Raw genomic sequence first — 415 nt, 5'->3', positions numbered from 1 at the left:
GATCAAAGCATGCGTGAACTGGATGCAGAAAAAGCCAATCGGCTTCTCTCCGTCAAAGGCATCGGCACTGTGGCGACTGCCAGCTTGCTGGTTTATCTACCCGAACTCGGCGATCTGGATCGCAGGGAGATCGCAGCCCTGGCGGGAATCGCTCCCTACAACGACGACAGTGGCAATCACAGCGGGAAACGTCAGATTTTCGGAGGGAGAGCGCGCGTCAGACGTGCGCTTTACATGTCGTGCTGGGTCGTTATCCGCCATCAAGCCGACTTCAAGGCCCGCTATAAATCCTTAAGAGAACGAGGCAAGAGCGCGAAAGTCGCGCTCATCGCCTGTATGCGAATACTGCTGATCAGACTGAATGCCATGCTGCGAGACGGCACAGAATGGCGATGACGAACGGTGGCAGTAAGAC

1 protein-coding gene is annotated in these 415 nt (G+C 55.9%); it reads left to right on the top strand.

All coding sequences use genetic code 11. From position 1 onward, the window contains the following. On the top strand, positions 1 to 396 hold a 396-nt coding region (locus tag NQ050_RS11110), incomplete at its 5' end, for a transposase (protein ID WP_257039403.1). Positions 397 to 415 lie beyond the last annotated feature (19 nt).

It is taken from the genome of Corynebacterium sp. 122RC1 (genome assembly GCF_024580955.1).
GTDB classification, from domain to species: Bacteria; Actinomycetota; Actinomycetes; order Mycobacteriales; family Mycobacteriaceae; genus Corynebacterium; species Corynebacterium kozikiae.
The sequence above is the reverse complement of the archived record's forward strand: the minus strand, read 5'-3'. Positions and strand labels throughout refer to the sequence as shown.